The organism is Oceanobacter sp. 5_MG-2023, from assembly GCF_030548165.1.
In the GTDB taxonomy this organism is placed as follows: Bacteria; Pseudomonadota; Gammaproteobacteria; order Pseudomonadales; family Oceanobacteraceae; genus Oceanobacter.
In genome coordinates this window covers 96,499-121,516 of sequence record NZ_JAUORS010000003.1, presented here as the reverse complement: position 1 = coordinate 121,516, position 25,018 = coordinate 96,499, and the positions used below count along the sequence as shown (strand labels likewise).

General features: G+C 45.2%; 20 protein-coding genes. 3 read left to right on the top strand and 17 right to left on the bottom strand.

Translation table 11 applies throughout. The annotated features are described in order from the left end of the window. Positions 1-36 precede the first annotated feature (36 nt). Together ftsH and rlmE are read right to left on the bottom strand one after the other, a co-directional pair. Complete coding sequence (ftsH, locus tag Q4551_RS03525) at positions 37-1,962, bottom strand: ATP-dependent zinc metalloprotease FtsH (protein ID WP_303431827.1); 1,926 nt, start codon at positions 1,960-1,962, stop codon at positions 37-39. Positions 1,963-2,028: 66 nt separating this feature from the next. Then, the gene (rlmE, locus tag Q4551_RS03520) at positions 2,029-2,649 is read right to left on the bottom strand and encodes a 23S rRNA (uridine(2552)-2'-O)-methyltransferase RlmE (RefSeq protein ID WP_303431826.1); all 621 of its coding nucleotides are present in this window, start codon (positions 2,647-2,649) and stop codon (positions 2,029-2,031) included. Between the two features lie 110 nt (positions 2,650-2,759). On the opposite strand from rlmE, the gene Q4551_RS03515 reads away from it, so the two are divergent. Beyond that, complete coding sequence (locus Q4551_RS03515; RefSeq protein ID WP_303431825.1) at positions 2,760-3,077, top strand: YhbY family RNA-binding protein; 318 nt, start codon at positions 2,760-2,762, stop codon at positions 3,075-3,077. 40 nt (positions 3,078-3,117) lie between these two features. Here Q4551_RS03515 and Q4551_RS03510 read toward each other — a convergent pair whose 3' ends face one another. Then, the gene (locus Q4551_RS03510) at positions 3,118-3,459 is read right to left on the bottom strand and encodes a hypothetical protein (protein ID WP_303431824.1); all 342 of its coding nucleotides are present in this window, start codon (positions 3,457-3,459) and stop codon (positions 3,118-3,120) included. Positions 3,460-3,622: 163 nt separating this feature from the next. On the opposite strand from Q4551_RS03510, the gene Q4551_RS03505 reads away from it, so the two are divergent. Further along, on the top strand, positions 3,623-4,741 hold the full coding sequence (locus Q4551_RS03505) for a beta-ketoacyl-ACP synthase III (RefSeq protein ID WP_303431823.1): 1,119 nt from the start codon (positions 3,623-3,625) through the stop codon (positions 4,739-4,741). 200 nt (positions 4,742-4,941) lie between these two features. Then, positions 4,942-5,457, top strand: a complete 516-nt coding sequence (gene fabA / locus Q4551_RS03500; RefSeq protein ID WP_303431822.1) for a 3-hydroxyacyl-[acyl-carrier-protein] dehydratase FabA — start codon at positions 4,942-4,944, stop codon at positions 5,455-5,457. Positions 5,458-5,524: 67 nt separating this feature from the next. Here the strand turns inward: fabA and Q4551_RS03495 are convergent, their stop codons facing one another. The 14 genes from Q4551_RS03495 to Q4551_RS03430 form a co-directional block, all read right to left on the bottom strand. Beyond that, positions 5,525-6,214 carry a hypothetical protein gene (locus Q4551_RS03495; RefSeq protein WP_303431821.1) on the bottom strand — a complete coding sequence of 230 codons (690 nt, stop codon included), beginning with the start codon at positions 6,212-6,214 and terminating at the stop codon, positions 5,525-5,527. After that, positions 6,177-8,399 carry a polysaccharide biosynthesis tyrosine autokinase gene (locus tag Q4551_RS03490; RefSeq protein ID WP_303431820.1) on the bottom strand — a complete coding sequence of 741 codons (2,223 nt, stop codon included), beginning with the start codon at positions 8,397-8,399 and terminating at the stop codon, positions 6,177-6,179. The genes Q4551_RS03495 and Q4551_RS03490 overlap by 38 nt, the downstream gene beginning before the upstream one ends. A gap of 7 nt (positions 8,400-8,406) precedes the next feature. After that, a complete protein-coding gene (locus Q4551_RS03485; RefSeq protein WP_303431819.1) occupies positions 8,407-8,958 on the bottom strand; it encodes a polysaccharide biosynthesis/export family protein in 552 nt (183 codons plus the stop codon). An 83-nt stretch (positions 8,959-9,041) separates the two neighbouring features. After that, on the bottom strand, positions 9,042-10,232 hold the full coding sequence (locus Q4551_RS03480) for an outer membrane beta-barrel protein (RefSeq protein ID WP_303431818.1): 1,191 nt from the start codon (positions 10,230-10,232) through the stop codon (positions 9,042-9,044). Between the two features lie 532 nt (positions 10,233-10,764). Beyond that, positions 10,765-12,168: an undecaprenyl-phosphate glucose phosphotransferase gene (locus Q4551_RS03475; RefSeq protein ID WP_303431908.1), complete on the bottom strand. Its 1,404-nt coding sequence runs from the start codon at positions 12,166-12,168 to the stop codon at positions 10,765-10,767. Between the two features lie 405 nt (positions 12,169-12,573). After that, positions 12,574-14,007, bottom strand: coding sequence for an MBL fold metallo-hydrolase RNA specificity domain-containing protein (locus Q4551_RS03470; RefSeq protein WP_303431817.1), 1,434 nt, complete (start codon positions 14,005-14,007; stop codon positions 12,574-12,576). A 131-nt stretch (positions 14,008-14,138) separates the two neighbouring features. Next, entirely contained in the window at positions 14,139-15,308 is a 1,170-nt protein-coding gene (locus Q4551_RS03465; RefSeq protein WP_303431816.1) for a nucleotide sugar dehydrogenase, read from the bottom strand. A 64-nt stretch (positions 15,309-15,372) separates the two neighbouring features. After that, entirely contained in the window at positions 15,373-16,797 is a 1,425-nt protein-coding gene (locus tag Q4551_RS03460) for a phosphomannomutase (RefSeq protein ID WP_303431815.1), read from the bottom strand. A gap of 80 nt (positions 16,798-16,877) precedes the next feature. After that, positions 16,878-17,876 carry an acyltransferase family protein gene (locus tag Q4551_RS03455; RefSeq protein WP_303431814.1) on the bottom strand — a complete coding sequence of 333 codons (999 nt, stop codon included), beginning with the start codon at positions 17,874-17,876 and terminating at the stop codon, positions 16,878-16,880. Between the two features lie 61 nt (positions 17,877-17,937). Beyond that, positions 17,938-19,377, bottom strand: coding sequence for a mannose-1-phosphate guanylyltransferase/mannose-6-phosphate isomerase (locus tag Q4551_RS03450; RefSeq protein ID WP_303431813.1), 1,440 nt, complete (start codon positions 19,375-19,377; stop codon positions 17,938-17,940). Positions 19,378-19,706: 329 nt separating this feature from the next. Beyond that, on the bottom strand, positions 19,707-21,686 hold the full coding sequence (locus Q4551_RS03445; RefSeq protein WP_303431812.1) for an acyltransferase: 1,980 nt from the start codon (positions 21,684-21,686) through the stop codon (positions 19,707-19,709). A 51-nt stretch (positions 21,687-21,737) separates the two neighbouring features. After that, positions 21,738-22,769 (bottom strand): acyltransferase, encoded by a 1,032-nt coding sequence (locus tag Q4551_RS03440; RefSeq protein ID WP_303431811.1) that lies wholly within the window; start codon positions 22,767-22,769, stop codon positions 21,738-21,740. A 135-nt stretch (positions 22,770-22,904) separates the two neighbouring features. After that, on the bottom strand, positions 22,905-23,702 hold the full coding sequence (locus tag Q4551_RS03435; RefSeq protein ID WP_303431810.1) for a sulfotransferase family 2 domain-containing protein: 798 nt from the start codon (positions 23,700-23,702) through the stop codon (positions 22,905-22,907). Positions 23,703-23,720: 18 nt separating this feature from the next. Next, positions 23,721-25,016 carry an oligosaccharide flippase family protein gene (locus Q4551_RS03430; protein ID WP_303431809.1) on the bottom strand — a complete coding sequence of 432 codons (1,296 nt, stop codon included), beginning with the start codon at positions 25,014-25,016 and terminating at the stop codon, positions 23,721-23,723. Between the last annotated feature and the right edge of the window lie 2 nt (positions 25,017-25,018).

Below are 25,018 nucleotides of genomic sequence, written 5' to 3'. Positions count from 1 at the left end.
GCCATTGCCGCTCCTTGCCAAGCCTCACAGAGACGGTCAGCGATCGCTGACTGACTCTCCTTCGGCATCATCCTTTGGATCCTTTGCCATATCGCGACTTTCTTCGCTGGCAGGTGCGGATGGACCCGATGAGTTACGATCATCCCAGGACTTCGGTGGGCTAGGCTTGTGCCCTGCCATGATTTCACTGATTTGATCAGCATCAATCGTCTCGTATTCCATCAAGGCGTCTTTCATCAATTCAAGCTTGTCCCGATGCTCTTCCAGGATAGCCGCCGAACGCTTGTAACATGTATCCAGCAAATCCTTGATTTCAGCATCGATGACCCGGGCCGTTTCATCAGACAAGTGCGACAACTGGCCACCACCACCTGAACCCAGATAACCTTGCTGTTCTTCTTCGGTATACAGCTGTGCGCCGAGTTTCTCGGACAGACCCCACTTGGTGACATAATTACGCGCATACTTGGTCGCGCGCTCAATATCATTGGAAGCGCCAGTCGTCACGCCATCCTTGCCCAGTGTCATCTCTTCAGCAATACGGCCGCCATAGAGCGAGCAGATATTACTTTCAATACCTCGCTTGCTGATCGAATGTCGATCTTCCTCTGGCAAGAACATGGTGACACCCAATGCTCGTCCGCGAGGAATAATGGAAACCTTGTAAACCGGGTCATGCTCCGGCATCAGGCGTCCGACAATGGCATGACCAGCTTCATGATAGGCTGTATTGGTTTTTTCTTTCTCCGACATCACCATGGTCTTGCGTTCAGCACCCATAAGGATTTTGTCCTTGGCCTGCTCGAACTCTTCCATGGTGACGCGATTACTGTTGGCACGTGCAGCAAACAAGGCTGCCTCGTTTACCAGGTTGGCCAGATCCGCACCTGAAAATCCAGGTGTACCACGGGCAATCAAGGAAGCGTTGACGTTGTCAGCCACCGGTACTTTGCGCATGTGTACTTTGAGAATCTGCTCACGCCCCCGGATATCTGGCAAACCAACCACCACCTGGCGGTCAAAACGACCAGGACGCAGCAATGCAGGGTCCAGCACATCCGGACGGTTGGTTGCAGCAATAACGATAATACCGTCATTGACTTCAAAACCATCCATCTCAACCAGCAGCTGGTTCAGGGTCTGTTCACGCTCATCATTACCCCCACCAATGCCAACGCCACGGGAGCGGCCAACGGCATCGATTTCGTCAATAAAGATAATACAAGGAGCCTGCTTCTTGGCCTGATCAAACATATCCCGTACACGGGATGCACCAACACCAACAAACATTTCGACAAAGTCAGAACCGGAAATCGAAAAGAACGGCACCTTGGCTTCACCAGCAATGGCTTTCGCCAACAGGGTTTTACCTGTACCGGGTTGACCCACCATCAACACACCACGGGGAATCTTGCCTCCCAGCCGTTGGTACTTGCCTGGATCACGTAAAAACTCAACCAGTTCTTTGACGTCTTCCTTGGCTTCGTCGCAACCGGCGACATCTTCAAAAGTCGTCTTGATCTGATCTTCGCTCAGCAATTTGGCTTTGCTTTTACCGAAGGCCATCGGGCCGCCCCGACCAGAACCTCCACCTTGCATCTGCCGCATAAAAAACATGAATACCGCCAGAATGATCAGGATTGGCAAGGATGCCAGCAGCAGCTGGGTAAAGAAGCCTTGTTTCTCTGGCTTCTCACCCACTACCTTCACTTGATTATTCAGCAGGGTATCCATCAGCTTATCGTCGTACGCTGGCAGCACGGTTTCAAACGATTCACCATTGCTGCTGATGCCAGTAATGTTCTGACCCGCGATGGTGACGCGTTCAACCTGGCCGCTTTCAACAGCAGTGATAAATTCTGAATACGACAGTTCGTTACCACGTCCGACGTTCTGGAAGTTGTTAAACACCATCATCAGGACCGCAGCAATCACTGCCCACAGTACGAAATTCTTTGCCATGGGTGGCACTACCTCTCTATTACAGGCTTATGACGCCTTGATTCTTCTTAGCTTAGCAAGCATCTACTAGCCACGGAAACCTTTCGCAACAATATAGACTTCCCGAGACCGTGGCCTGGATGCCTTGGGCTTGCGAATCAGCACTTTGTCAAAGGATGAACGAAGATCTTTGAGGTAATCATCATACCCTTCTCCCTGAAATACCTTGGCAACAAAATTGCCGCCACGGCTCAACACTTGCCGCGCCATATCCAGCGCCAGCTCAACCAGATACATCGCACCGGGCTGATCAATCGAACTTACCCCACTCATGTTGGGGGCCATATCTGAAATTACAAGGCTCACCGGGTTGGAGCCAATGCGTTCCATCAACACATTAAATACTGATTCTTCAGTAAAATCGCCCTGAATAAAGTCAACACCGGCTATCGCATCCATAGATAAAATATCAGAGGCAATCACCACACCCCGCTCTCCCACCCGCTGCACCACCACCTGTGACCAACCACCCGGAGCCGATCCCAGATCGATCACCGTCATGCCGGGGCGAATCAGCTGGTCTTTTTCATCCAGCTCTATCAGTTTATAGCTGGCACGGGTTCGATAACCATCCTGCTGTGCTTTCTGGACATAAAAATCATCCACATGTTCCTTTAACCAGCCTGCACTGGATTTCGATCGCGCCATAGGGGTTTGCCTTCCGGTCAGATATACTCTTGTATCATGCCCTGCTTGTCAGGGGCCCCGCTACCGGGGCAAACTATTTTAACACTCTCATCCGAGGGCCGGACAAACAAATGCCGCTCACCAACGAACAAAAAAAAGCGTATCGCGCTATTGGACACAACCTGAACCCGATTGTTACCGTCGCCAGCAATGGCCTGAGCGAAAACGTACTCGATGAACTCAATCGGGCACTGGACGACCATGAACTGATCAAAATCAAGATTTCGGTCGGTGACAGGGATCTGAAAAAAGAAGTAATCGCCGAGCTGTTAAAGCTTAGTAAAGCCATACTGGTACAGCAAATCGGCAATACCGCCTTGCTGTTACGCCGTAACCCACGCGCCAAAATCAATTTGTCCAACCTGCAGCGTGGCGACCACAAACTGTAAATATCAAGGCTCCACTTCACACCCCGACCGAGACAAATGCTCACAGCACCGATCGGGGTGCAATCATGACCCAGACAACCCCCAGCACACACAGGGCATGCATCAACATCATCTGCAGCTTCCACCAGGGCATCAGGCCAAAATACGCCAATGACAGCAGCAGCATAGCCAGCAGTATCTGGGTCGTCCTTGATTGCGGGTGTAAAACACCATCAAACACAGCCAGAGCAATCATCAATAGCGCCACAGCGATACCCACCAGTATCATGCCATGCATTACCACCAAGCCATGCTGTGGAAAATACCCTTGCTGTCCCAGCAGCGGCCGCACCAACCAGGTACAGATCCAGAGACCACCCAACCAGACTGTCCGCAGCAACATCAAATAATCCCGAACCACAGAAGCCCCCATCAGACTGACTGGATTAATTCCCTTGTACTCACATGATCGATCACAGCAAAAAACGCCAGAGGAAAAACATTCGTGAAAATCTGGCATATAAATCCAATCTGTCGATAATAAGATAAAAACAAGGTAATCCTACATGACAGACATCCTGATCACAGGCACCGGCCTGTACACACCCAATGACAGCATCAGCAACGAGGAGTTGGTAAGCGCTTATAACACCTGGGCAGAGCAGCACAACCAACGTAATGCCGACGCCATTACCGCAGGCCAAGCCACCGAAGCTCCTCTCTCCAGTGCCGCTTTTATTGAAAAAGCCTCCGGCATCCAACATCGTTACACCATGCACAAACAAGGGATGCTGGACCCATCACGCATGCGGCCAACCTTTACAGCCACCCAGCCAGGAGAACCACCAGAGGCTGTTATTATGGGCATGGCAGCCGCTCGCGATGCCTTGGCTGCTGCCAAGCTGCGAGCCGCTGATATCGACCTGCTGATCGTCGCCTGCACAAACCACCAACGTGCTTACCCTTCCATCGCTGTAGAAATCCAGCACAGACTTGGCTGCTCAGGTTACGCCTACGACATGGGCATTGCCTGCTCATCGGCTACCTTTGGGCTGATTAGCGCTTACAACGCCCTCAAAGCAGGAACTGCCAAACGTGCATTATTGGTAAACCCGGAATTTGTAACACCTCAGGTCGACCTGACTTCACGTGACAGCCACTTTATTTTTGGTGATGTCGCCACAGCCGCCGTTCTCGAACCGGCTGATGCGGCCTACCCCAAATCCGGCTTCAAAATTCTCGACACCCAACAACTCACATCTTTTTCCGACAACATTCGCTGTGATGGCAACTACACCGACCACTGTCAGGATGCCCTGCCGGAGAGCCGACCCTACTTCAAACAGGAAGGTCGCAAGGTATTCAAGGAATTGCTGCCACTGGTAACCGACCTGATTGAAAACCAGCTGACGCACAATCACCTGCAAGCCAGCGAACTGAAACGGATGTGGTTACACCAGGCCAATATCAATATGAACCTGTTTGCAGCCAAAAAGCTGCTTGGTCGACTCCCGGAACCACATGAAGCTCCAATTGTACTGGATGAGTTTGCCAATACCGCCTCTGCCGGTTCAGTTATTGCTTTTCACCGCCATCATGATGATTTTAACCCGGGCGACAAAGGGCTGATTTGCTCCTTCGGGGCAGGCTACTCCATTGGCAGCCTGTTGATTGAGAAATGCTGACACCACACCACACCCCATACCGAAAATACGTCAGCGCAGATGTAAACACCAACTAACAGGAATTGACTCATGTCTTCACAAGAAGAAGTTGATTGTCATTATTTCCTTTATTTCAAGTAACCTTCATTAGCGTTAAACAAAACGCTGTGTCATCTTACCCGGCACTTTGAAGAACATGCCATAACAACGAGGAAGCGTGCATGACTCGCCAACATTCTTACGATCGCGAAGCCCTTTTAGCTTGCGGTCACGGTCAACTTTTTGGTGAAGGGAACGCCCGTTTGCCATTGCCTAACATGCTGATGATGGACCGCATAACCAACATCAGCAACGAAGGCGGACATTATGGCAAAGGTGAAATTGTTGCCGAATTGGATATTGACCCATCTCTGTGGTTTTTCGACTGTCATTTTGAAACAGACCCGGTTATGCCTGGCTGCCTTGGCCTGGACGCCATGTGGCAACTGGTTGGATTTTATCTGGGATGGCGTGGCAACCCGGGCCGAGGACGCGCACTGGGTAGCGGTGAGGTTAAATTTCGTGGCCAAGTACTGCCAACCGCCAAAAAAGTGACCTATCGCATCAGTATCAAACGTGTGATGGAGCAAAAACTGGTCATGGGTATTGCGGATGCCAGCATGGAAGTAGATGGTCGCGAAATTTATACCGCCAAAGACCTGCGTGTTGGGCTATTCACATCAACAGAGAATTTCTGAGGCTCGCCACAAGACTGATTCCACACCACGGTACGCCGTGGTGACAAACACACATCAGCACTACTTACTAATAACAGATATCCTTAGCAACACTCCACGGCAAAGTCGCACACAGCAAGGGCATTCGATTAACACTCCTGGCTGCTTTAATTGCCCGATTAAATGTATCACCACCAGGTAATTGAACCTGACGTATAATCCAGCGTTGCTGATCAGTGCGCAATTTCTCCCAGGCAATAAAAGCGTACCGGAACAGATTTCTGTATAAGCCGCGTTCATTTGGCGCTATGTGCATCAGCTGATCCAAGCGCATCTGAATGCGTTCTGCTGGAGCGTTATAGGCAATTTCTGCGGATAACGCAGACAAGGGGTAATAAGGCCAATCCGGTCGGATTTCTGCGGCCCTATCCCAATAAGCCGCCGACTGCATCAACATCTCGCTACGTGCTTCATCACTCAACAGCACTCCCTGTCGATGCAAAAAAGAACCTTTTGCCTCATAAATATCAGGAATACCCACGATATCCAGCTGCTCTGCAGTATCGAGCCAGCCATTACTTCCAGAGGCTGATACCTCCGCACGCTCCCCAATCAGTACAAGAGAATGTACAAACGATAAATAAATGCAGGCAACAACAACGGGAAGGGCTAAAAGCCAAAAGAAACGTCCGAACACACCCAGCCATGCGGGTGCGTTCGCAGTAGCAACCGCCCTGGAATCAGGACGGTTTATCATCAGCGGTGTAACCATAGGCATCGTAATAACCAGCATAGTAGCCATAGCTACTGTAACGAGCTTCCTTGTTTACATCCAACTGATTCAGCAACACACCAAAGATACGAGCGTTTGAATCGTCCAGCTTGCTCAGACTTCCTTTCACCCATTTATCCTTGGTCGCATCCGCTTTCACAACGTACACCACACCATCAACCAGCGTTGAAAGATACAATGCATCACTGACCAGGCGCATAGGCGCAGTATCGATAATGATACGATCATAACGGCCACGCAAGGTGTTCAGTAATTGCTCAAAATTACGAGAGCTTAGCAGTTCCAGCGGGTTTGGAGGAATCGGTCCTGACGGAATAACATCAATACTCAAATCTTCCAGGTGATGAATACATTCATCCAGTGCATCCGGATACGCCACCGCATTCGACAGACCTTTACTGTTATGAGGCAAGCCCAATTTCTTCGCCAGAGTGGGGCGGCGCATGTCAGCATCGATCAGCAAGGTTTTTTCCATCTGACCATAAGCCTCAGCCAGGTTGGCAGAAGTGGTCGTTTTCCCTTCACCAGGCACCGACGATGTTAACAGCACCACCTTGGCTGAATGCTCCAGGCCAGCCAGCGTCAAACTGGTACGCAACGTCCGTACCGACTCCGAAAAACCATGCAAGGCATCATCAGAGAACGCCCGTACCAGTCGCCCTTCCTCAAGCCCCAGTTTTTTTAATACTGACGCCTCAATCATAGGCAGCATACCCAATAACGGCATACCCAACTTACGGTCAACATCTTCAGCATTTTTGAGCGTTGCATCCAAGGCATCCAGCAAAAACGCCAACCCAACCCCAAACATTAAACTGACTATCATCGCCAAGGCAACCACCAGTTTTTTATTGGGCTTAACCGGTGCATTAGGCAATACCGCCGGGTCAGAAATACGGGCATTGGCAGTTTGCAAATCACCGGTTTCCGTGGTCTCACGTATACGATTAAAAAATGTCTCGTACATGGTCCGGTTGGCATTCACTTCACGTGTATATTCATTCAAGGCAAATTCTGTGCGATTCAAATTCCGCACATCCTCGATTTTGTCCGCCAAGGCTTGCTCTAATGCTGCTTCTTTGGTTTTAGCTGAAGCATATTCAGTTTCAATAGCGGCAGCCAGCCGTCGCATTTGTGTTGCTACTGATTCACGCACAGCATCCAGATCCGATTGCGCGGCAATCATTTTGGGGTGCTTGTTACCATAACGTTTGGAAAGCTCAGATACTTTTAATTCAGCCTGGGTTTCATTTCCCCGAAGATTGACTACCAACGGGTTACTGAGAATCACAGGCAAACTGCTCAAACTGTTATAACTACGATCTTTTAACGACTGCAGTTGCTGATAAACAGTTTCCGCTTCCAGCCGCTTGGAACTGGCATCCACCAACCGCTCAGTAATTTCATCCAGCTGTTTTGACACCAAGGTATCCACACCAGCAACATCAATCAGGTTATTGGCTTCACGATAATTCTGCAGCTTTTGCTCCGAGGCTTCCAGTCGCTGCTTTAAACCACCCAAGCGTTCTGTCAACCAAACAGCCGCCTGCTGAGTCAAGCCAATACGAGCTTCCATTTGCGACTGAATATAGGCATTCGCCATCGCATCTGAAGCTACCTGCGCCAGCTTTGGATCACGACTTTCTACTGATATTTTCACCAACTGGGTTCTCGCTAACGGCGCAATAGACACAGATTTCCAGAAGGTATTAACTGTAACAGCAAGAATAGCCGCTTCAGTAGGAGGTTCCCTTTCTCCGACAATATATTCACGTAGAGAAAAAGATTTTCTATTCGCTGGGTGAAAGGGATTAAATTCCGGGTTTTCTACCAAATTCAATTCAAGCGCCACTCGCTTGGCCAACTCCCGAGACTTCAGTATTTCAAACTGGGTCTGAAAATATTCGGACGATTGACCATTCAAGCCATATACTTCTTCAATCGATAAAATTTTGGCTTCTTCTGCTTCAATCAATAATGTAGTGGTAGCCCGATACACAGGCGTCATCGACATTACCACCAAAGCGGCAATAACAGTCGCCACAACACTGAGAGCAATAATTTTGGTCAAATGGCGACGAAACACATGCCAATAATGCATCAAATCGATAACTTCGACTGATTGAGGTACTGAAGAACCAAACTCCAGTGTTCTTTCATTCATATTCATATACCAATCAGAAGAAACTCTGCTCCACAGTAATCACATCGCCAGGTTGAACAACATCGTAAAGCTTTAACGCCTTCTTCTTTTTACTTTGCTGTTGCTTTTCACTCACCGATTCATAAGGGCTTTGGTCATGCATGACAAAAATTTTGCCTTTGGAAGCACGCTCAGTGAATCCCCCCGCAATAGAAATAGCCTTATCAACCGTCAACCCAGGGTGAAAAGCATAATTCCCTGGCCTTGCTACCTCGCCAGTGACATAAAACGGCCGATACTCTACGATAGACACTGTCACACTGGGATCCAGTAAATACGGACCCTTCAAGCGCTTGACCAGATTTAACTCTAGTTCTTTAGGGCTGAATCCAGCAACGGTCACATCACCCAACAACGGGAAAGAAATATCACCAGACAAGCCAATACGCACGTTCAAACTCAAGTCTGGCTCATCATACACACTGATTTGAATAACATCACCAGCACCTAAACGATACTGACTGGAGTCCGCCAATGTGGCGAAGGAGAGAAAAACAAGAACAAACAGGCTGGGCAACCGCAGCATTAGGACATCCTGTAAACAACTAACCAAAAAAATCACCGGCCATAAAACTGACCGATGATTTACAAGCTTCAAGAGGTGTTAACTCAGAATGCCAAGTTAAGACCCACTGATAAGACTTGCTGCTCATAATCAAGGCCAGAAGCATCGGAGCTTCGAGACGTTTTTTCCAAACCAGCAGTTACATCCAGCATTTTATTTGGCGAGAAAATTCCTGTCACACCCATAGCCGTTGTCGTATCTTGACGATCTTCATCATCACCACTGGCCACTACGAAGTTATCCTTGTTCAGAGATAACTTGGCATTCAAAGCCCATCGGGGAGAAAAAGTATGATCCCAACTCAACTTGGTATATTGATTGGCATTGTAGTTGCCTGGCCCGGTAGTCTCTTTCGCTGACTCACTAGTGGTGAAATTCAGTACAGAATACGTTTTAGGAGACCAGGTAATACCTGCCTCCCAAGCAAAGCGGCTATCACTATCCACATCCTCACCATCAAAGTCGCGAGTTGTGGTACCAACTTTCACATTACCAGTTGTTTTACCGGCAATATCCCAACTGGCACCGGCCAGCAGCGTCATAATGCTACCATCCTTTTCCTCGATAGCTGTATCAGTATCGTAGGCCAGAGTCGCATTACGTAACTCAAATAAAACCCGTGTTGCAGAGCTGACTTTCAACCCCAGCTCAGCGCCAATTGTTGTTTTGTCATAGTTCAAATCGTCGGTGGCTGAGGCATTATTGGAGTATTCCTTGTTAAACATAGTCCCATACACAGTTACATTGGCAAACGCGCTGTCTGCACCATAAGTGTAGTAACCATCGATCGTTGTATCCTTGTACACACTGGGGTCAATTACAGTTTGCCCTTCCAATGAGCCAGAACCACGTGGATCATGGCCTTTATTCAGAGAGAAATTCAATCCCAGTTCCTGACGGGACGTCATTTCGATTGCGCCTCCAAAAGTCAGCAACTGATCAAGGTAATTATCATCGGAGTCGGCATCGTAGGAAGCACTTTCCACTTCATAATAAGCCGCCAGCTGAGTAGCGCCCAAGTCTGCCGCCAAGCCAACATTAGGCCGGATCGTGGTAATTGTTGAGCCTGTTTCATCGTTTTCTTGCAGATAGATGTTGCTATCGTCACTGATGGATACTTCCACACCAGGCAGCAATGTCACCCCACTTCCAAGCATAATTCCATCTGGTTGAACTGCATATGCCGTCGTGCTCACGGACGCCATTGCAAACAAAGGTAGCTGCCAAGCTTTCATATCAATCCTCTCATAACTGGCTTGTATAAGTTTTACGTCTGCCAGAGTCTCTGGCGTCCAAAATTCGGGCAATTATGACCGTTACTTACAGAAATTAACAGCGAGCAAATTCCCATTCACTCCAAAACACGACTCATCGACAATTCTCTTGCCAGTGCCGTCACAAGAACAGGCCATTCTCTGGTATCACGCAACAAAACAACCCAGTCGTTCATAAAATTCCAACAGCATCGTTACCAAAACCAAACTACCACACCTTGTCTTCAGAGGTTGGGTGCAATGATTAATTATCGAAAAAACCAACCCAATCCCGACAAAACTTCACTCACTATCCATTGCTTTTACAAAACAAGCACTGACCGTGAGTCTACGTTCGGGATGTGAACAATATATGAAAGAGAGTGACTCCAGTCAAAAACACGTCACACTTAAAAGTGATAACACAAGAAATGTCATTGACATCCAATCGCTCCTGCACCTCGATCGCATAATAATACCTGGCATGGAATCGAGGCGCCCACAAAGGGTCGAATCAGTGAACATGACTACCGGTAAAACCTTTGAAAAAGGTCAAAAACACAATTTTGACATCCATCCACAGTGACCAGTTTCTAATATAATCAAGGTCATAATCCACGCGGCCAGACATTTTATCCAGCGTGTCTGTTTCACCCCGGTAGCCGTTAATCTGCGCCCACCCAGTGATCCCCGGTTTCACCTTGTGACGCAGCATGTAATAGGGGATCAGCTTGCGATACTCTTCATTATGAGCCACTGCATGGGGGCGAGGCCCAACCACTGACATACGTCCCTGCAACACATTGATAAACTGCGGCAGTTCATCCAAGGATGTCTTGCGTATAAATGCCCCAACACGGGTAATCCGTGCATCCCCTTTACGAGCCTGAACAACGGTATCGGAATTTTCCATCACACTCATGCTTCTGAATTTCCACACCTGAATCTTGCGACCATCCAATCCGTATCGGTATTGTTTGAAAATCACAGGGCCGGGCGAGGTGTACTTTACCGCAGCAGCAATAATCAGCATAGGCAGAGCAATCACACTTAACACACAAAGAGAAAACGTCACGTCAAACAGGCGCTTCAGGACGTCGTTAAAACCAAAGATAGGGGTATCGTAAACACTGATAGTCTGCATGTTGCCCACCTCACTCAAGCGAGCATGAATCAGATTGTAGGTAAAAAAGTCTGGTATCAGATGAACAGATGCGGTGGTATCCCCACAATGCTGCAAAATTTCATCTATGCGACCTTGAGCCTTGAGCGGTAGCGCCAGAAAAATCACCTCGAACTCGCCGTTACGCGTGCGGGTGATCAATTCATTAATGCGGCCTTCCAAGTTAATGTCCGGATACTCTTCCAGTACCCGATTACTGCTGCGATCATCAAAGAAACCACCAAACTCGTAACCCAGCTCAGGGATAGATTCCAATTGCTCGCGCATGGCCAGGGCACATTCATTAACACCAACGATGGCTGCTCGGCGGGTGTTAACCCCCTTGGCTCGCAAATACCCCAGGAAACGACCAAATCCCAAGCGCCACAGCATCAACAACAGCAGGCTGGACAACATCCAGCCCCCCATCACCACTCGGGAATAATCAGCCGTTACCTTGGCAAAAAAGGCAAGTGCCATCAAACCGACACAAACCATCAGCCACACCGCCCCTGCAACAGAAAGAATACGCAGAGCCGAAGTGCCACGCCAGGACCGATACACCCCAAATGATTCAGCCATCAACAAGTAAGCCACGGCTGCCAGCAAACCAGTCGACACATACACGGAGGTCATGGGCTGGCTGTAAGCCCACAAACACAGTGGTAACAGCCCCAGGATCAGCACAACATCCAATAAACGAAACAGAGCGCTATAAGTATTTTGATACGATCGAATCATTCCCTGAGCTGTCATCACACGTCTCTCATTAACATTGTTTGACTCAATCTGAACACATCCATAACCATGTCTATCCATCTACTTCTGATTTACTGCTTACCTACTTCTCCGTACCCGGGCTTTTACCTACCTACACCCAGGCTGCTATCTTTAACGGCCCGTCCAATCCACTCCAGCCATCACATGGAAAACAACATCAATCTTACAGTCGTCACCCTGTGCAGCTAGCAAAATTATCCTGACTACACCGTGAAGTGTCCATCACTTTAAAACAGCAACAACATCAATTCTTCCTCAGACAGTCCAGTAGCAGCACCCAAAAACACTGACGGAAGCTATTTTCTGACACACACATCGTGCGCCTGACCACAGCCCAGGAAATTATCCTCCAGAAAAATCCTCACTCTCCTGAAAGACGAGTTACTCCGCAACTGCCGCTATAACCACTCTGGCATCAGGCAACACCGTCTGTAACCGGCTTTTCAGTGCCTGCTTGGCAGCGGAGTCGCCATGCACAATCCGGATATCCAACGGCGGATATCGCATCCGCCTGACAAAGTTGATCAAGTCTTGCTGATCCGCGTGGGCACTGTACCCCGACAAGGTCTGAACATTGGCTCGAATGGTTACACGCTCTCCATCCAAAACCACGTACCCTCTTTTCGGCCCCCAGTACTGGATATCCCGCCCGGGTGTCCCTTTGGCCTGATAGCCTACAAACAGTACATCTGTGCGTTTATCGGGCAGCAGCGCTTTCAAGTAATTCACAATACGCCCGCCAGCACACATGCCACTGGCAGCAATTACAATTGCTGGCCTGCCAGTACGCCGCAAGTAGTCTACCGTTTGTAGATGCTCTTCATGGGAATTAATCGTCAATAATTGCTCAAATGACAATGGATGACGACCTCGCGCCAAACGCCCTCGCGCCTCCGCATCCCACAAGCGACTCAAACGGCGATACTGACGTGTAAATTCAGCCGCCAGGGGTGAATCAATAATCACATCCAGATATTCATGCAACAGTGAAGGCTCAGCAGCAGACCGGTTCACTCGGTAGAAAATATCCTCCAGCTCATACAGCAATTCCTGGGTGCGACCAATCGAAAATGCCGGAATCAGAATACTTCCGCCATCTTGCAAACAATGCTCCAGCGCCCCCTGCAATCGTTGCCGCCTGAGCCGACGACTTTCATGGAGACGATCACCATAGGTACTTTCAATAATCAGGGTATCAGCTCGATAAGGGGCCCTGGGAGCCGGTAATAACGGGGAATATGGTGCCCCCAGATCACCGGAAAAAATGACTCGCTTGCGATCACAAGCCAAGCTCTCAGTACCAATATCCAACTCAATATATGCCGACCCGAGGATATGCCCGGCCACCCGAAAACGGGCCTTCACCGGTGCTGAAGACTGCTCAAAACCCGCAACATCAAACCAGTGATCATAATCCATCGGTACCAGTTGCGACGCCAGCGCACCGACTACCCCATCGATAATCGAACGATTACGAGTCACCCCGACTTTAAGTGCATCTTCAATCACCATCGGCAGCAATTCACCGGTCGCTGAAGTTGCATAGATTGGCCCATCAAATCCAGCCGCCAGCAAATAAGGAATACGCCCAACGTGATCAATATGACAATGCGTGACCAGTAATGCCCGGACACTGCCTACCTCAAAACCAATACGTGTACGATCCTGTTCATTGTCCGGCTCGCCGGATGCTGTCGCCTCAGCTCCCTGAAACAAGCCACAGTCGACCAGTAACGACTCCCCGCTGTCGACAGTCAATCGGTGACAAGAGCCTGTTACACCAGACACGGCACCGTGATGCTGAAGATGGTACATTCTCCCTCTCCCTCCCTGGGACAACCCAAAAGGACATCACCCCAAACGGTACGATCTTTTTTATTCAGATGTCCTGCTGGCTAGTCCGTTAGCCGAGTTTTGCAATATTAATAAAAACCAATGGTTACTGATCAAGCATCCCCACCAAATAAATCCCGGGTGTACACCTTGTCTTCAACCCCTTCAAGATCCGCTGACAAGCGATTCGCCACAATCACATCACATGTCTGCTTGAACGCATCCAAGTCACGAATGACCCGAGAGTGGAAGAAATGCTCTTCTTGAAGCACCGGTTCATAAACCACAACCTCAACACCCTTGGCCTTGATACGCTTCATAATGCCCTGGATCGCCGACGCTCTGAAGTTGTCTGAGTCCGACTTCATCACCAAACGATAAATACCAACTACTTTGGGATTCCGTCGCAAGATAGCGTCTGCAATATGATCTTTACGAGTTCTGTTGGCATCCACAATGGCTCTCACCAGATTACTTGGTACTTCTTCAAAATTGGCCAACAACTGCTTGGTATCTTTCGGCAAACAATAACCACCATAACCAAATGATGGATTGTTGTAGTGAGAGCCAATTCGAGGGTCAAGGCCAACCCCTTCGATAATCTGACGGGTGTTCAGACCATGGGTTTCTGCGTAACTGTCCAGCTCATTAAAATACGCTACACGCATCGCCAGATACGTATTGGAAAACAACTTCACGGCTTCCGCTTCGGTTGAATCGGTAAACAGTACATTAATATCCTGCTTGATCGCGGCATCGGACAGCAATTTGGCAAACACCTGGGCACGTTCAGAACGCTCACCGATAATAATCCGTGAAGGATACAGGTTATCGTACAGTGCCTTGCCTTCACGTAAAAACTCTGGCGAAAAAATCACATTGGTGCAGTTCAATTCCTGCTTCAAGCGCTTCGTAAAGCCTACTGGAACCGTCGATTTTACCACCATCACAGCGGTAGGATTGATTGCCATCACATCCCGAACCACACTCTCTACCGTAGAGGTATTAAAGTAGTTGGTTGCCGTGTCGTAATCCGTAGGTGTTGCAATCACAACATAAGAGGCATCAGCATAAGCTTCTTGTTTATCTAGCGTCGCACGAAAGTTCAGCGGTTTTTCGGCCAGATAATGCTCAATCTCAGCATCCACGATAGGAGACTGCTTCCTGTTCAGCATCTCGACTTTCTCTGGAATCACATCCAGAGCAACAACTTCATTGTGCTGGGCCAGCAACATGGCATTGGACAACCCGACATAACCCGTGCCTGCAATGGCAATTTTCATAGTATTTTCCATAAACAATAAATAAACTTATCAAGCCAACAAGCGTTAGCGACACGAGTACAACCTACCCACTAACAATCCGTTGTACTCGCTCCAGACACTGGTTAACCAATGCCTTCGCTTTTATATAATCATCTGCCTCGGCATAACAACGTAATTCTGGCGCATTACCCGATGGCCGCAAATGCACAATATCACCAGAAGACAAGGTAACCCGCAAACCATCGGTTGTATCCACCGTTATCGCCTCACCGGGCAAATGCAATGACTCCAGCATCGCATCAAGATTATTGGCCCAATCGGCAATTAATGCCTTACTGCTAGTGGTTGGTACATCCTTGATGCGATCGCTGGCGGTAAAGCGTTCCGGCAATTCAGCCAACAACGCACTGACTGGTTTGCCCTGCAATGAACTACCGGCCAGCAACATCAGTGCAGGCAACAGCGCATCACGAGTGGGCAGTGGAGCAATAACTGAATTCTCCATAGCCACGGCACTTTGTAATAAAAATCCACCGTTGGCTTCAAAACCCGCAACCCGGTCAAATTGCTTTGCCAAATCCGCCATCCCCTCAATCACATAGGGCGAACCAATACGCGTACGTTTTACCTCAGCAAATGAACCGCTTTTTTCAATCGCGGTATTACAACTGACCGGTACCGCCAACGCCTGGATATTCAACGCCCGAGCACACAACAATCCAAGAATATCACCTCGGAGCCAATGACCATGCTCGTCTGCGATCAAAGGGCGATCGCCGTCACCATCGGTTGAAAAAATCGCATCCAGCTTGTATTCAGCTGACCAGGTCAGCGCCTGTTGTTGATCTTCCTCAGAGACAGCTTCGGTATCGATGGGCACAAAAGTATCGGTGCGCCCCAGGGAAATCACCTCAGCCCCCAGACTTCTGAGTACATCTGCATTCAGCTCACGGCCGGCGGCGGAATGTTCATACAAACCAATACGCTTGCCCTGTAGCAAATCTGCCGCAAACAAGTGTGTATAACGCTCCATATACAATTGACGCGCTTTAACCGATTCGTCTGGCAACAATGGCAATACCGATGGAATCTCAACCTCAGCCTGTAAAATAGCCTGCTCATCCACCTTGGTGATTTCACCATCCGGGCGATAAAACTTGATGCCATTACGGTCAAAAGGAATATGACTACCCGTAATCACAATAGCTGGAACACCATCCTGCATGGCTTGCAAAGCCAGCGCTGGCGTAGGTAACACGCCATAATAATCGACTTCGACACCCAATTTCACGGCAGCCGCAGCACACGCAGCAGCCATTGCTGGACTACTGGGGCGGCGATCAATCCCCAGCGCCACCCGCTCAACAGTAAACTCCTGCTTCATTACATGCAGAAAGGCCTGTGTAAACGCGGCACACACCGGATCAGTAAATTGTTCAACCAGACCACGAGCGCCACTGGTGCCAAACTGGATACCACTCTGAGCAAGTACAGTGTTTGATAACATAAATGACCCCAATATTGTAGTTTCAGTAGAAAATATCTCTCATTATTCCAAAATTAATTAATAATACCAACCCTAAAAAATCATCCTTTCAAATATCTAAGATATTTCTTCCAACTGGGCACTTTAGCTTCAAGAAAGTCAACAATAGAAACCTGTATATAAACCAAAATTATACTACTAATTAACACACCGAAATAACGCACACCCCATTCGTACTCAGACAACGCATATACAGACAAAAAGGCAATATGCCAGAGATAAATCCATATAGAGTTCCCTGACACAAATCCAACAAACATTTCCATTTTCAAAAAAATTAAAAAATGCGACATATAAGACCTAACAATATACAGAACAAAACTCACACACATAGCATAGGAAAGATACATTAACTGTGGAGGATATTTATAGCTCTGAGTATTAACCCACCCTCCTTCATAATTTACAAAGAAAGAAAAACTAAAAACCAAAAAAGAACATAAAAAAGCATAAATCAATTTCTTTGAACCAACTGCTGCAACCCAATACCCAAGCACAAAAACCCCCAAATAACCAAGAGTATAAAGAATTAATACTGAAAATATTTTCCCCAAACCATCAAGCAAATAACCATCAAAACAAAAAAACAAAACTTGAACAAGAGAAATTAAAAACAAACCTATAAAAGGCAAATTAATTTCAAATCTTTTAGAAATATAAATGACTACGGGCGCTAAAATTGCCATCAAAAGAAACACTCTTATTATCCAAACATACCCAATACCACCCGTTAGAAATAATGTTCCAAATAATTGACGAAAGGTAAATGACTGCTCTAAAACCACAATAAAAAACATAAAATAAAAAGCAAAAAATATCCAAACTGGCACCACTAGTCTTTTCAATCTTTTTATGAAATATTTCAAATAGCTTCCAGACATACCACCTGAAAGAAAATAAGAAACCCCTGACACAAAAACCATCAAAGGGACATCAAAATTCCTCAACTGAAAAACAAAATAAGGGGGAGATACATGGGCAAGGACGATACATAAAAGTCCAATCACACGCATAATATCAATACCAAGATCTCTTTTCATAAAATATCCATATATAAAAAACCTTACATTAAAAATCAAGTCCCCCTATTTCTATTTCACATCAAGCCCTGCCGTACAAATCCTTAAACCGTACGATATCGTCTTCTCCAAGATACGATCCGGACTGTACTTCGATCATTTCAAGCTCAATCACACCGGGGTTTTCCAGTGCATGCACCTGACCAATAGGAATATAGGTGGACTCGTTTTCTGTCACCAGATACGTTTCTTCACCATTGGTTACTTTTGCCGTACCAGATACCACAATCCAGTGCTCAGCCCGATGATGATGCATTTGGACCGATAATTTTGCACCTGGCTTAACCGTAATACATTTAACCTGGTAACGTTCGCCATTATCGACGGAATCGTATTTACCCCAAGGGCGATAAACTTCCCGGTGCTGTTCGAACTCGGAGCGCCCCTGTTGTTTGATTTGAGCCACAATTTTTTTGACTTCTTGCACCTTGTCTTTACTGGCAACCAACAAGGCATCCGGTGTATCGACCACAACCACACCATCCAGGCCCAATGTCGTCACCAGGCGAGCACCGCTATAGACAAAACTGTTGGTGGTATCTTCCAGAATAACGTCACCGCTGCCCAGAGTGGCATTACCGTTTTCGCATTTATCAGCAATATCCCAGAGAGCAGACCAGCTACCCACATCGCTCCAGCCAGCATCCAAGGGTGCAACCACAACCTGAGCCTCATCGCCATCCAAAGCCGACAGTGGCTCCATAATGGCGTAATCAATGGACTCATCCGGGCATTCCGCAAAGGATTCAGCATCGACCCGAACAAAGTCCATATCTTCTGCCGTGGCTGACATCGCTTTCACACAGGCAGCATGAATATCCGGACGGAAGCGCTCCAGTTCTTCCAGATAACGATCGGCCCGCACCATAAACATGCCACTGTTCCAGAAATAATTTCCGGCATCCAAGTATGCTTGCGCTGTTGCTGCATCTGGCTTCTCAACAAATTGCTGTACTGCCAGGCAACCACCGTCAACTTCCGCTCCCGCCTGAATATAACCATATCCCGTCGCCGCTTCAGTGGGAACAATACCCAAAGTACCAAACTGGCCTGCTTTTACGGCCGGCAGCAGCTGCTCTGCCGCAGACTGGAATGCTTCAATATCCTGAATCACATGGTCAGCAGCCAGAATTAGTAGTACCGGCGCATCTTCACCATCAGGTAAATCTTTCAACACCTGCAATGCAGCCAATGCAATCGCTGGTGCCGTATTACGGCCAACAGGTTCAAGAATAATTGATGTCTTTTTACCACCCAACAGCATTTGTTCCGCCACAAGAAAACGGTGCGCTTCATTACAAATCACCACAGGATCCTGATTTGACAAGCCATCCAGGCGTGCCGCCGTTTGCTGCAACATGGTTAATTGCCCACTCAGCTTCAAAAACTGCTTGGGGTAGGCCGTTCGAGACAGAGGCCACAAACGAGTGCCGGAGCCACCGGCCATGATGACGGGGATCATAAATAAATTCCTTGTACGGTCATTTAACATTTAATTTTTGGTCTTTGTCACAAAATTATATGACTATTCAAAAAAATTCAACAACACACATTTAAAAGCATAACTCCTTCCATCATTGACTATAGAACAGCTCACGATAGCAACTCCAAATAAGGCTTTAGCATAAAACACTAACGAACAACCAACGCTTGTCTCTACACCTTCATTTCAGCACAATATATTAAAACCAACTCAAAATTTGATCACAACTCAGCCAGTCAATTCCTTATAATGAAAGACAATTTCCTAACGACAAAAGCCATCCTAAAAAGTAATTCACACCTAAAAAACTATCTCAACAACAATTCATCCAACCATAGTGCTGTTTTCTCATCACTCAAACTTCGTTCCCCGAAATTCTTAATACCTTCGAGGGTAAGGTGATCACCATCACGCCAGTATATAAAATCACAACTAACTATATCTTTTTTTGGATCAAATGAAAATATTTCCATTTGAGAGTGATATAAAATAGATTTTCTCTCATATATTTTATTTTTAATTTCTCGCTCAAGCCGTAAAAAATTTTCTTCTTGACCTCTTCGTAACTTAAATGAATAGTCACACCCTTTGTTGACAATATAATTAATAGAAAAATGTGGCTCTATTCTAGGCCCATACCACACTACTTTAGTTTTTTCCGAAAACAACTCCAAGTAATCGAGGACCAAATCGATAGCATTGAAATCGATAGAAAGCATTCCCATGCTGCCTTCTGCTTGAACCCTATTAAAGACAGCACGTTCATGCAACATACCTTCTGGTCTGAACAATTGGTATCCGGCTTGTTCAAAAATAACGACTTCAAAAATATCCGGATCACTTTCCATCAACTTCACAAACTCCAGATAAGGACATTCAGAACCCATATCCTGGACTCGACAACCACCCTTGGTTGTTCCAAAAACAAATGGATATCCTGTATAAACAGATTTAAACATATCAAAAGTATTAACACTATGACTGTCACCTGAAATAGCAATTCCAGGCCCATATTTTTGATAACAATCATTCAATCTATTTACCACCAATTCATTTATTTCCCATACATTAAAAATACAATCTTCATTATCACGATTTATTTTTAAATCAGTTATATCCTTATAAAGATTATAAGTTTTTATTTGTACTTCATCATGCATTCTATTCCATAACTTCTCGTGCATGGGCACAGTAAGAGCCAGCCCTGCCAACCCCACAACACCAACAGATAAACCTGCAGAACGAGAAAACACATATTTTCTTGAAAATCTTTTCCGGTCCCGAAATGGCAACTCAATATACTTCCAGCTCAGGTAAGCAGCAACCACGGTAATAATGAAAAATTCACACATAACTAGCACTGGTGGCTCTGCATTATAATAATATCGTGCAAAAGCAAAAACCGGCTGATGCCAGAGATATAAACTGTAACTAATTAATCCAACACTGACCATAAAACGGGAGGATAGTAACTTTCCTATGATATCCGCTGAAGAAACACAGCCAATCAAGAGTACCGTCCCAATCACTGGTGGTATTGCCGCAAGTCCAGGGAATAAGATTTGATTGTTGTAAATCAACATAGTTCCTACTACTAATACAACACCAATCCATCGCAACAGCGCTACTACTCTACAAGGAAAATTTCGTATTTTATCTATATTGACTGCAAGATATGCCCCTGCCAGTAATTCCCAAGCCCTTCCAGGAAGTAGAAAAAAAGTAGCTGATGGAGCTCTTTGTATTAACCAATGAGAAAATATCAAGCTACCCAAAATACCAACCAATATAATACCCGACAAATACTTTCTACCAGAAAGCCGAAATATAAAAAGTAAAACTAGCGGAAAGAAAACATAATACTGCTCTTCTACTGCTAAACTCCAAGTATGGAGCAATGGCTTTAATTCTGAGTCAGAATCAAAATAACCACTTTCCATCCAAAAGCCAATATTGGATGAAAATCCAACAGTCAACATTAGGCTTTTAAGATATGCATCCATATCAGATGGTAGCATTAGCCACACTGCCAGCAAACTTGTCACGATCAGAACAACAATCAATGCCGGAAATATTCGTCGAATACGGCGATCATAAAAATCAATCAGACTATATCGACCAGAATCCATATCATTTACTAAAATCGTTGTAATCAAAAAACCACTGATCACAAAAAAAACATCGACACCAACATAGCCACCAGGAAGCAAATTAAAGCCGGCATGGAATAACATAACAGGCAGTATTGCCAATGCCCTAATACCGTCAATTTCCGGTCTATACTTCATTTTAGCCTCATTCTATTCAAATATCTTATTCTGCGCATGATTAATGATCAGTTATTTTTTTGAAAATAAATTTTCAAATAAAAATCGTTTAGGAGGTTTCAAAATAAAATTAATATTAAAAAATATGGCCATTTTTAGCATCACCAATGGAAGAACTACTCCAAACATCATTGCTGCAATAACATGAATATGAAAATCATCAATACCAAAGGCCGCAGCCAATATGATTCTTATTCCGCTAGTAGCAAAAATATGTAGCAAATAGATAACCATACTCATCGAACCTATATATAACAAAACAGGAATATCAAACTTTGACAAAAAGACAGAGCAAGAGATCACAAACCCAATAGATATGAAAGCTATTATCATTGACAACCCCCCCCTATCAAGGTAAGTAAAGCCAAGATAGACATGAAAGTACCATTGCATGACTAAAAAAAGAATCCCAAGCATCGGGAGGAAAAACAAATTTTTACCGCCTACAAGATTCATCAATGTCCTAGAATAAAAAGAAAATATAACTCCAATCATAAAATAAACAAGATAATTTGCATATGAAGAAATCACCCACATACCTAAAAAGCAATCAGAAAAAATCATCATAATCATAGAAACAAAAAACAACCACCACAAGCACTTCCGCCCCCCAATATAATAAACAATCCCAACCAGAGCAAAAATAAAAAACAAAGCATACAAAAACCAAAACTGTGCTCTCGGAATCCATATAGAAAAAATATCCCAAGCCTCAACACTACCATTAGTATATCCAGAAAATAAATACTCTATTGCTCCTTGCACTAACGACCATAAAACATAAGGATATAAAATTGTATCTATTTTATTTCCAAAAAATTTACCAACTCCTCTTTTATCAAAAACATGAACCATATAAATACCAGACAAAAAGAAAAAAAGCGGCATATGAAAACTATATATAATCGAATCCAGAGTATTCATATAAAACTCAGGCATAGCTATACCCGCACTATCCAGTCCGCGTACAGCATGCCCAAAAACCATCAGCAAAATCCCAATAGCTTTGGCATAGTCTACCCATATATCTCTTTCTGTCGTCATATTTTCAATAATCCTCTACATTCGTATAGATTTTACTTTAGACTCTTAAAAAACACACGAATTCTAGAAAGCCTTAAAAAGAAAAACTTGATTTTTTATTTTAACAGAAGCCACACACAAGAAATATTTCATCGATTAATAGCCAAACTTATCAAAAATCAAAGACTCTCTATCTCTGACCAAGTCAATAGTGTCTTTATCATAATAGTCAATATAGTTTGCACTTCGCTTTGACGTATTACTCTTAGGCCTCTGAATAATTTTTTCCCTTTGTTCTTCTTTTATCACAACATTCAAATCATCCAGAGCTTGCAATAAATCCTTTTCCAGTGACTCATTTCTGACAAAATTTCTAATCAGACATTTTTTCTGTTCAAAATCTGCCACTTCGGCAAGATTTAAAAATGGAGGGACTCGTTCATTTTTAGCAGTACAAAATAAATCCAGATAACGAAATGTCAATAATCCAATATGCTCTGCTGCACCAGATACTCCATATCCTTCTCCAAAATCATAATAAAATTCTGGAGCATTTATCATTCTAATCCATTCACGGAAATTTTTCTTATTATTACGATCGGAATATACCCTCTCCCAGGCATTTTGATTTTTATTACGCAGATGCCAAACTTCCTTAAATGCAACCTTGGCATCCTGCTTCCAGCCTAGGCCCATAACTGAGCGATTACCATTAGTTGAATTAGTATAGACGGAACCTTTTCCATCACAGCCGTAGGACCACAAAGAGACATACCAATCTAATGGATTTCTAACAGAGCCAATAAAAGAAACATTCTCTTCGATCATTGCTCGTGGTACTTTATTATGTTTACCAATAAAACTCCCACCAACGACATCCATAAGAATTTCACGAATATGAGTGCACGCCGTTTTGTGCAATTCCAGAAATATAATATTATCGGAAACAAACATACTTAACTCCTGAATAAGTTATCGCCAAGCAAACAATGGGAAAAAACCAAGTCGCCGTTTAACCATAAATAATGCCATTATATTTTGCATAGCTATTGCAAATGCAGTTGCATAAGCCGCACCCTCCACACCCCATTGCCAGGTTGCTCCCACTGCTATCAGTATGGATGAAATGCCTGAAATCAAAGTTATTCTACGAAAATCTTTATCATGGCCACTCATGTTAAGTAAATACCCCACAGAACCGGTAGCCACATTAATCATCTGCCCAGTCGCCATAATAATTAACAAGTGAGATCCCGCCGAATATTCAGGACCAAAAAGCAGCAACACTTTGTCTGAAAAGAAAATAGCACAAAAAAACAAAGGCATTGCAGCCAAAATCATTACTAACGTAGAATTTCTAGCCAAGCTAGATAGCTCCTCTATTTTTTGTGCCTTCCATAACTTTGCATATCTAGGAGCGACTGTCATATTAATTACAATTAATACAAAACTAATCAGACCTGCTGTTCTTTGTGCTGCAGATAAATATGCAAACAGTTCAGGCTCAACAAAAAAACCTGCGGTTATATTAGCAGACCACTGAACCAATAAAATCATAGTTGCTGCAACCCAAAGATTTGAACTGGACTTCCATAACTCTCCATCAAACAAGCTCTCTTTTGGCCTTCGAAAAACATCAAATATGATAGTTTTGTCTATCGCACTCTGGCGATACCATAACCAAACAGCCAATAGTGAAAAAATAATTGAAGAAAACATAAACAGCTCAAATGCAGCTTTTGCATCAATCGTTCCTCTATCAAAATAAACAACCAGTGCAAAAACAACAAACAACAACCTAACACCCAAATTTTGCAGAACATTGGCAATAAAAAACCGCTGAATACCTTGAAATGAAAAACCAAAAAGACATACCAGAGTAAGAAATGGCAGAGTTAAGCATACATACCGAAGAATTGGTGTAAAAGCATGATCTCCATACACATTAATTGCTACTGTTTCAGACAACAACAGGCCAAGCAAGCAGGCAATACCCACCAAAATAACCACCCAGATTGACCCCCTAGCAAAACGGAGAGTTGTTTCATTAGTAATACCTTCCGCCCCAAACGACCGAACCAGAACGTTATCGAGTCCCATTCTAAAAAATGAAGACCCAACGGTAACAAGACTAAGAGCAAAAAGAAACATTCCTGCTTCTATAGGTGTCATCAGCCGAGTAGCAAAAGCTGTTATTAAAAAAGTAATTCCAACAGAAGCAATCCTAAGAACGCCATTGATTATAGTATTGAGGAAAATCCTGTTCATTT

Excerpts from the sequence above, each read along its gene's own strand:
- Q4551_RS03515 (WP_303431825.1), top strand. The coding sequence starts at position 2,760 with ATGCCGCTCACCAACGAACAAAAAAAAGCGTATCGCGCTATTGGACAC.
- Q4551_RS03475 (WP_303431908.1), bottom strand. The coding sequence starts at position 12,168 with ATGACAGCTCAGGGAATGATTCGATCGTATCAAAATACTTATAGCGCT.
- Q4551_RS03485 (WP_303431819.1), bottom strand. The coding sequence starts at position 8,958 with ATGCTGCGGTTGCCCAGCCTGTTTGTTCTTGTTTTTCTCTCCTTCGCC.
- ftsH (WP_303431827.1), bottom strand. The coding sequence starts at position 1,962 with ATGGCAAAGAATTTCGTACTGTGGGCAGTGATTGCTGCGGTCCTGATG.
- Q4551_RS03495 (WP_303431821.1), bottom strand. The coding sequence starts at position 6,214 with ATGCCTATGGTTACACCGCTGATGATAAACCGTCCTGATTCCAGGGCG.
- Q4551_RS03435 (WP_303431810.1), bottom strand. The coding sequence starts at position 23,702 with ATGTTTGTTTCCGATAATATTATATTTCTGGAATTGCACAAAACGGCG.
- Q4551_RS03460 (WP_303431815.1), bottom strand. The coding sequence starts at position 16,797 with ATGTTATCAAACACTGTACTTGCTCAGAGTGGTATCCAGTTTGGCACC.
- Q4551_RS03480 (WP_303431818.1), bottom strand. The coding sequence starts at position 10,232 with ATGAAAGCTTGGCAGCTACCTTTGTTTGCAATGGCGTCCGTGAGCACG.
- Q4551_RS03465 (WP_303431816.1), bottom strand. The coding sequence starts at position 15,308 with ATGAAAATTGCCATTGCAGGCACGGGTTATGTCGGGTTGTCCAATGCC.
- fabA (WP_303431822.1), top strand. The coding sequence starts at position 4,942 with ATGACTCGCCAACATTCTTACGATCGCGAAGCCCTTTTAGCTTGCGGT.
- rlmE (WP_303431826.1), bottom strand. The coding sequence starts at position 2,649 with ATGGCGCGATCGAAATCCAGTGCAGGCTGGTTAAAGGAACATGTGGAT.
- Q4551_RS03450 (WP_303431813.1), bottom strand. The coding sequence starts at position 19,377 with ATGATCCCCGTCATCATGGCCGGTGGCTCCGGCACTCGTTTGTGGCCT.
- Q4551_RS03430 (WP_303431809.1), bottom strand. The coding sequence starts at position 25,016 with ATGAACAGGATTTTCCTCAATACTATAATCAATGGCGTTCTTAGGATT.
- Q4551_RS03510 (WP_303431824.1), bottom strand. The coding sequence starts at position 3,459 with ATGTTGCTGCGGACAGTCTGGTTGGGTGGTCTCTGGATCTGTACCTGG.
- Q4551_RS03440 (WP_303431811.1), bottom strand. The coding sequence starts at position 22,769 with ATGACGACAGAAAGAGATATATGGGTAGACTATGCCAAAGCTATTGGG.
- Q4551_RS03455 (WP_303431814.1), bottom strand. The coding sequence starts at position 17,876 with ATGAAAAGAGATCTTGGTATTGATATTATGCGTGTGATTGGACTTTTA.
- Q4551_RS03470 (WP_303431817.1), bottom strand. The coding sequence starts at position 14,007 with ATGTACCATCTTCAGCATCACGGTGCCGTGTCTGGTGTAACAGGCTCT.
- Q4551_RS03490 (WP_303431820.1), bottom strand. The coding sequence starts at position 8,399 with ATGAATATGAATGAAAGAACACTGGAGTTTGGTTCTTCAGTACCTCAA.
- Q4551_RS03445 (WP_303431812.1), bottom strand. The coding sequence starts at position 21,686 with ATGAAGTATAGACCGGAAATTGACGGTATTAGGGCATTGGCAATACTG.
- Q4551_RS03505 (WP_303431823.1), top strand. The coding sequence starts at position 3,623 with ATGACAGACATCCTGATCACAGGCACCGGCCTGTACACACCCAATGAC.